At 72.7% G+C, this 6,313-nt stretch carries 6 protein-coding genes; 4 read left to right on the top strand and 2 right to left on the bottom strand.

Going from position 1 to position 6,313, the window contains the following annotated elements:
• The 4 genes from efeB to LJ221_RS10385 all read left to right on the top strand — a co-directional run.
• A partial coding sequence (gene efeB / locus LJ221_RS10400; protein WP_241715613.1) for an iron uptake transporter deferrochelatase/peroxidase subunit occupies nt 1-1,147 on the top strand: 1,147 nt, incomplete at its 5' end.
• Between the two features lie 43 nt (nt 1,148-1,190).
• Nucleotides 1,191-2,129, top strand: a complete 939-nt coding sequence (pheA, locus tag LJ221_RS10395; RefSeq protein ID WP_241715611.1) for a prephenate dehydratase — start codon at nt 1,191-1,193, stop codon at nt 2,127-2,129.
• A 677-nt stretch (nt 2,130-2,806) separates the two neighbouring features.
• A complete protein-coding gene (serS, locus tag LJ221_RS10390) occupies nt 2,807-4,084 on the top strand; it encodes a serine--tRNA ligase (RefSeq protein ID WP_241715609.1) in 1,278 nt (425 codons plus the stop codon).
• On the top strand, nt 4,081-4,911 hold the full coding sequence (locus LJ221_RS10385) for an HAD family hydrolase (protein ID WP_241715607.1): 831 nt from the start codon (nt 4,081-4,083) through the stop codon (nt 4,909-4,911). The genes serS and LJ221_RS10385 overlap by 4 nt, the downstream gene beginning before the upstream one ends.
• A 45-nt stretch (nt 4,912-4,956) precedes the next feature.
• On the opposite strand, the gene LJ221_RS10380 is transcribed toward LJ221_RS10385, so the two are convergent.
• Together LJ221_RS10380 and LJ221_RS10375 are read right to left on the bottom strand one after the other, a co-directional pair.
• Complete coding sequence (locus LJ221_RS10380) at nt 4,957-5,427, bottom strand: MarR family winged helix-turn-helix transcriptional regulator (RefSeq protein ID WP_241715605.1); 471 nt, start codon at nt 5,425-5,427, stop codon at nt 4,957-4,959.
• Nucleotides 5,428-5,584: 157 nt separating this feature from the next.
• Nucleotides 5,585-6,304 (bottom strand): ABC transporter permease subunit, encoded by a 720-nt coding sequence (locus LJ221_RS10375; RefSeq protein WP_241715603.1) that lies wholly within the window; start codon nt 6,302-6,304, stop codon nt 5,585-5,587.
• Nucleotides 6,305-6,313: the final 9 nt, after the last annotated feature.

Here is a 6,313-nt window from a genome sequence, read left to right as displayed (position 1 = left end):
GGCGCTGGGCGCGGCCGCCGCCACCGAGCCGCCCACCGCCCTGTCCACGGTCGGCAGCAGCCGTGTCCCCTTCCGCGGCGACCACCAGCCGGGCATCACCGAGCCCGCGCAGGCGCACGGGCACCTCCTGGCCCTCGACCTGGCGCCGGGTGCCGGGCGGAAGGAGGCCGCCGCGCTGCTGCGCCGCTGGACACGGACGGCCGAGGCGCTGATGGCGGGCGAGGCGCCCGCCGCCCGGCTGCACGACACCGGCATCGCCCTGGACGCCGGACCCTCCTCCCTCACCGTCACCTTCGGCTTCGGCCGCACCTTCTTCGACCGTACGGGCCTGGCCGCGCGCCGCCCGTCCGCCCTCGCCCCGCTGCCCCCCTTCTCGGCCGACGAGCTGGACGCGAAGCGCTCCGGCGGCGATCTTTGGGTGCAGATCGCCGCCGACGATGCCCTGGTCGCCTTCCACGCGCTGCGCGCCCTCCAGCGCGAGGCGGACGGCACCGCCCGGGTGCGCTGGCAGATGAACGGCTTCAACCGGTCCCCGGGCGCCACCGCCACCCCCCGCACCGCCCGCAACCTGATGGGCCAGATCGACGGCACCAACAACCCCGTGGAGACGGACGAGGATTTCGAACAGCGCGTCTTCGTGCCCTCCGGCGGCGACCCGGAGTGGATGGCGGGCGGCTCGTACGCGGTGGTGCGGCGGATCCGGATGCTGCTGGACGACTGGGAGCGCCTCCCGCTCGACGGGCAGGAGAGGGTGATGGGCCGCCGCAAGTCCGACGGCGCCCCGCTGTCGGGCGGCTCCGAGACCACCCCGGTGGACCTGGAGAAGCGTGACGCGGACGGCCGTCCGGCCATCGCCGCCGACGCCCACGTACGGGTGACGGCACCCGCGTCCAACGGCGGCGCGGCGATGCTGCGGCGCTCCTTCTCCTACCACGACGGCTTCCGCGACGACGGGTCGCCGGACGCCGGGCTGCTGTTCGTCGCCTGGCAGGCGGACCCGGCGCGGGGCTTCGTGCCCGTGCAGCGCAAGCTCGACCGGGGAGACGCCCTGTCCCGCTTCATCCGGCACGAGGCGAGTGCGCTGTTCGCGGTGCCGGGCGGCGCGCGCGGGGGCGAGTACGTCGGCCAGCGCCTGCTCGAGGGCTGAGAGCGGGGGCTGTCCGTCCCCCGGCCGGACTAATGTGGACGGCATGTCACCCGCGAGTCGCTACACCTACCTGGGCCCCGAGGGCACCTTCACCGAGGCCGCGCTGCGCACCCTCCCGGAGGCGGCCACGCGCGAGCTGGTGCCGGTGGTGTCGGTGCCCGCCGCGCTGGACGCCGTGCGCAACGGGGAGGCGGGCGGCTCCCTGGTGCCGATCGAGAACTCGGTGGAGGGCGGGGTCACCGCGACCCTGGACGAGCTGGCCACCGGCAGGCCGCTGATGATCTACCGCGAGGTGCTGCTGCCGATCGCCTTCGCGCTGCTGGTGCGTCCGGGCACCGCGCTGGAGGCGGTCAAGACGGTGACCGGGCATCCGGTCGCCCAGCCGCAGGTGCGCCGCTGGCTGGCGGAGCATCTGCCCGAGGCCCGGTGGGAGTCGGCGGCCTCCAACGCGGACGGCGCCCGGCTGGTCCAGGAGGGCCGGTACGACGCGGCGTTCGCGGGCGAGTTCGCGGCGGCGACGTACGGCCTGGCGCCGCTGGTGACCGGTATCCACGACGCGGAGAACGCGGAGACCCGCTTCGTGCTGGCGGGCCGGCCGGGGCGGCCCGCGGCGCGGACGGGCGCGGACAAGACCTCGCTGGTGCTGTGGCTCGGCGACGACCACCCGGGCGCGCTGCTGGAGCTGCTCCAGGAGTTCGCGGTGCGGGGCGTGAACCTGGTGCGGATCGAGTCGCGGCCGACCGGCGAGGGGATCGGCCGGTACTGCTTCTCGGTGGACGCCGAGGGGCACATCTCCGACCGGCGGGTGGGTGAGGCGCTGATGGGACTGCGGCGGATCTGCCCGAAGGTGCGCTTCCTGGGGTCGTACCCGCGGGCGGGCGTGGAGCCCTCGCAGACCACGCCCCTGCGGCGGGGGACGACGGACGAGGAGTTCGCGGAGGCGGCGGACTGGCTGGCGCGCTGCGTCGACGGCCGTGCCTGAGGAGCGCGTTCGAGGGGCATGCCCGAGGGGCGCCCGAAGGTACGCCGGGAGTGCGGGGCGCTCCGCAAAGTTATCCACAGGTTCGGTGGTCGTCCTGTGTACAACACGAAACGACCAAACGGTCATTTCGGGCAAATTACCTGAAATGCCAATTCTCTCTTCACATCCCCCCAGAACTTCCGCATCGGATCAATTCGATTGATCGACACTCGGGAGGGTGGTATTTCCACTCGAAAAGGTGTGTAGAAGATGCGGGGGAGGGGAATCGATGGGCGAGCGCGAATCCCGTACCCGCACTTCCCCCATCTTCCACAGGACTTCCATGCCCCCTGTGGAAAACTCGGCGGCACCTCTCAGGGCTCTGTGGATAACAGTGGACAACAATCGCCGCCCCGCACGGCCGGGGACCGTCCCCGGCCCTCCCCAACGGGTCCGGGCGAGGCCCCCGCCACCCCGCCGCGCATACCCTCACCCGCGGTCCGGCCCGCACCCTCCGCGGTTTTCCGGGGCCGGTGCCTCGCCGTCCACCTCCTCACTCCCAACCCCCTCCTCACGGTGACACCCGCAATTGCCTTGACGGCCTCCTTCCCCTTTTCGACACGAAAGACAAAAGCCGCATAACACCACGTACCGCCATATCGGTTCGAGCGAGCCGCACGCCCCGGTACCCTGACGGAGTGATTGACCTTCGCCTGCTCCGTGAGGACCCCGACCGTGTGCGTGCCTCCCAGCGCGCCCGTGGAGAGGATGTCGGCCTCGTCGACGCCCTGCTCTCCGCCGACGAGCGGCGCAGGTCGTCCGGCGTCCGTTTCGACGAACTGCGCGCCGAGCAGAAGCAGCTCGGCAAGCTGATCCCGAAGGCCGCCGGCGAGGAGAAGGCCGAGCTGCTGCGGCGGGCGGGCGAGCTGTCCGCCGCGGTCAAGGCCGCCGACGCCGAGCGCGACGAGGCCGACGCCGAGACGCAGCGGCTCCTCCTCCAGCTCGGCAACCTCGTCCACCCCGAGGTCCCCGTCGGCGGCGAGGACGACTTCACCGTCCGCGAGTCGCACGGCGCCCCGCGCGACTTCACCGCCGAGGGCTTCGAGCCGAGGGACCACCTGGAACTCGGCCAGGCGCTCGGCGCGATCGACGTCGAGCGCGGTGCCAAGGTCTCCGGCTCGCGTTTCTACTACCTCACCGGCGTCGGCGCCCTGCTGGAGCTGGCCCTGGTCAACGCCGCGATCGCGCAGGCCACCGAGGCGGGCTTCGTCCCGATGCTCACCCCCGCGCTGGTCAAGCCTCGCGCCATGGAGGGCACCGGCTTCCTCGGTCAGGCCGCCGAGAACGTCTACCACCTGGAGAAGGACGACTACTACCTCGTCGGCACCTCCGAGGTACCGCTCGCCGGATACCACATGGACGAGATCGTCGACGCGGACAAGCTCCCGCTGCGCTACGCGGGCTTCTCCCCCTGCTTCCGCCGCGAGGCGGGCTCGTACGGCAAGGACACCCGCGGCATCTTCCGCGTCCACCAGTTCGACAAGGTGGAGATGTTCTCCTACGTGACCCCTGACGAGTCCGAGGCCGAGCACAAGCGGCTGCTGGAGTGGGAGAAGCAGTGGCTGACCGGCCTGGAGCTGCCGTTCCGGGTGATCGACGTGGCCACCGGCGACCTGGGCGCCTCCGCCTCGCGGAAGTTCGACTGCGAGGCGTGGATCCCCACCCAGGGCAAGTACCGCGAGCTGACCTCCGCGTCGAACTGCGACCAGTTCCAGGCCCGCCGGCTGTCCATCCGGATGCGCCAGGACAAGAAGGTGCGCCCGCTGGCCACCCTCAACGGCACGCTGTGCGCGGTGCCCCGCACCATCGTGGCCCTGCTGGAGAACCACCAGCAGGCCGACGGTTCGGTCCGCGTCCCCGAGATCCTGCGCCCCTACCTGGGCGGGCGCGAGGTGCTGGAGCCCGTGTCCAGATGAGCACCGCAGTACCGGGCTTCCCCTTCCGGCTGGTCGCCACCGACCTCGACGGCACGCTGCTGCGCAGCGACGACACCGTCTCGGTCCGCACCCGCGACGCGCTCGCCGCCGCCACGGCGGCGGGCGCCGCGCACATCGTGGTGACCGGCCGCGCCGTGCCCTGGACCCGGCACATCCTGGACGAGCTGGGCTACGACGGCCTGGCCGTCTGCGGGCAGGGCGCGCAGGTCTACCACGCGGGCGAGCACCGGCTGCTGACCTCCGTCACGCTCGACCGGCAGCAGGCCCGGCTGGCGCTGGAGAAGATCGAGACGGAGACCGGGCCGCTGGCCGTGGCCGTCTCGCGGGACGGACTGGACGGCGAGGTGCTGCTCGGGCCGGGCTACCGGCCGATCGGCGAGGAGCTGCCCGCGGTCACCGGGACCAACCCGGACGAGCTGTGGGCCAGACCGCTGAACAAGATCTACATCCAGCACCCCGGACTGGACGACGACGCGCTGGCCGACACCGCCCGGCGGATCGCGGGCGACCTGGTGAGCGTGGTGATGGCGGGCGAGGGCATCGTCGAACTGCTGCCGCTGGGGCTGTCCAAGGCCCGCGGGCTGTCGATCGCCGCGCGTCGGCTGGGCCGCTCGGCCACCACCACGATCGCCTTCGGCGACATGCCCAACGACATCCCCATGTTCGCCTGGGCCGCCCACGGCGTCGCCATGGCCGACGCCCATCCGGAACTGCTGGCTGTGGCCGACGAGGTGACCGCCTCCAACGACGCGGACGGCATCGCGGTCGTCCTGGAGCGACTGCTCGCCGGTCCGTGGAAGCGGTAAGCGGGCGACCGATGAGCGGGCGTCCCCGGTCAGTCGGGCACCGGCTCAGTCCGGCACCGGGACCTCGCTGGTGCCCTCCAGCACCGCCCGGCAGACCTCCTGGAGCTGCCGGGTCCGCTCGGGTGTGAGGTGGTCGAACAGGGAGAGCCGGACCTGCTCCACATGGCCGGGCGCGATGGCCTCCAGCTCGGTCAGCCCCTCGTCGGTCAGGGTGGCCAGCGTGGTGCGGTGGTCGCCGGGGTGCTGGCACCGCCTGACCCACCCCTTGGCCTCCAGCCGGGTGACGGCGTGGGAGAGCCTGCTGGCCGAGGAGCGCGTGGTCCGGGCGAGCCGGCTCATGGTGAGGGTGCGCTCGGGCGCCTCGGAGAGCATGGCCAGGATCTGGTAGTACGCCAGCGGCATCCCGGCGTCACGCTGCAACTGCCGGTCCAGTTCCTCGCGTACGCGCTGGGTGGCGGCCAGGAACGCCCGCCAGGTCCGCTGCTCTTCGTCGTCCAGCCACCGTGTCGTGCCCATGTCTCCAGCGTACGAGGCCACCGTCGACGCCGGCACCGCCAACGCCCCGGCCCCGCCCGGCCCGCGCCGACCGGGTTCCGGTCATGCGTGGGCCCCGCCGCTCCTCCACGGAGCGGCGGGGCCCACGGGCGCCCGGCGGCGGAAGGTGCCGGGCGGCTCACTCCTCGCCGGCGAGGGTGAGGGTGCGCAGCTTCTGCCCGGCGTACCAGGTGCCGGCGACGGTCACCACCGCCAGCAGCACCGCGGCGACCGGCAGTCCGACGTCGGAGGCGATGCCCGTGCCCGGCGCGGTCTTCTCGGCCAGGGCCAGCGCCCACTGCTGGACGCTGAGGGTCCGGGCGCCGGGGACGAGGCTGCCGATGAGCGCCTCCCAGATCAGGGCATAGACCAGGCCGAGGACGACGGCCTGCCGGCTGACCGTGCCCAGCAGCAGGAAGAGCGCGCTGTAGGCGACGGACGCGGCGACCGCCGCGACGGCGTAGGCGACGGCGATCTGCCGGCTGTTGCCGTTGAGGACGAACCCGGCGATCAGCATGGGGACGGCGGAGAACACCATGGTGACGCCGACGGCGACGGTCAGCTTGGTGAGGATGATCGTCGGCCGCTTCAGCGGCTTGGCCAGCAGGTAGACGATCGAGCCGTCGTCGATCTCCGGGCCGATCGCGCCGGTCCCGGCGACCACGCCGATCAGCGGCACCATGGTGGCCAGCGCGAAACCGCCGAGCACCTGGTCGGCGACGGCGTCGTCGGCTCCGACCAGCAGGCGGACCGCGACGGAGATCATGATCAGTACGGCGGGCAGGACGAACAGGATCAGCGCCCGGCGTCGGCCGAGCAGGGCCCGGTAGGTGAGCCGGGCGACCGTGGGGTCGTACATCGGTGTGTG

Source organism: Streptomyces sp. CNQ085, from assembly GCF_022614595.1.
GTDB lineage: Bacteria > Actinomycetota > Actinomycetes > Streptomycetales > Streptomycetaceae > Streptomyces.
Note: the sequence above shows the minus strand (reverse complement) of the source record. Positions and strands in the feature narration are given on the sequence as shown.

Bases quoted from the DNA above. Each gene is read 5' to 3' on its own strand.
- pheA (WP_241715611.1), top strand. From the start codon at position 1,191: ATGTCACCCGCGAGTCGCTACACCTACCTGGGCCCCGAGGGCACCTTC.
- LJ221_RS10385 (WP_241715607.1), top strand. From the start codon at position 4,081: ATGAGCACCGCAGTACCGGGCTTCCCCTTCCGGCTGGTCGCCACCGAC.
- LJ221_RS10380 (WP_241715605.1), bottom strand. From the start codon at position 5,427: ATGGGCACGACACGGTGGCTGGACGACGAAGAGCAGCGGACCTGGCGG.
- LJ221_RS10375 (WP_241715603.1), bottom strand. From the start codon at position 6,304: ATGTACGACCCCACGGTCGCCCGGCTCACCTACCGGGCCCTGCTCGGC.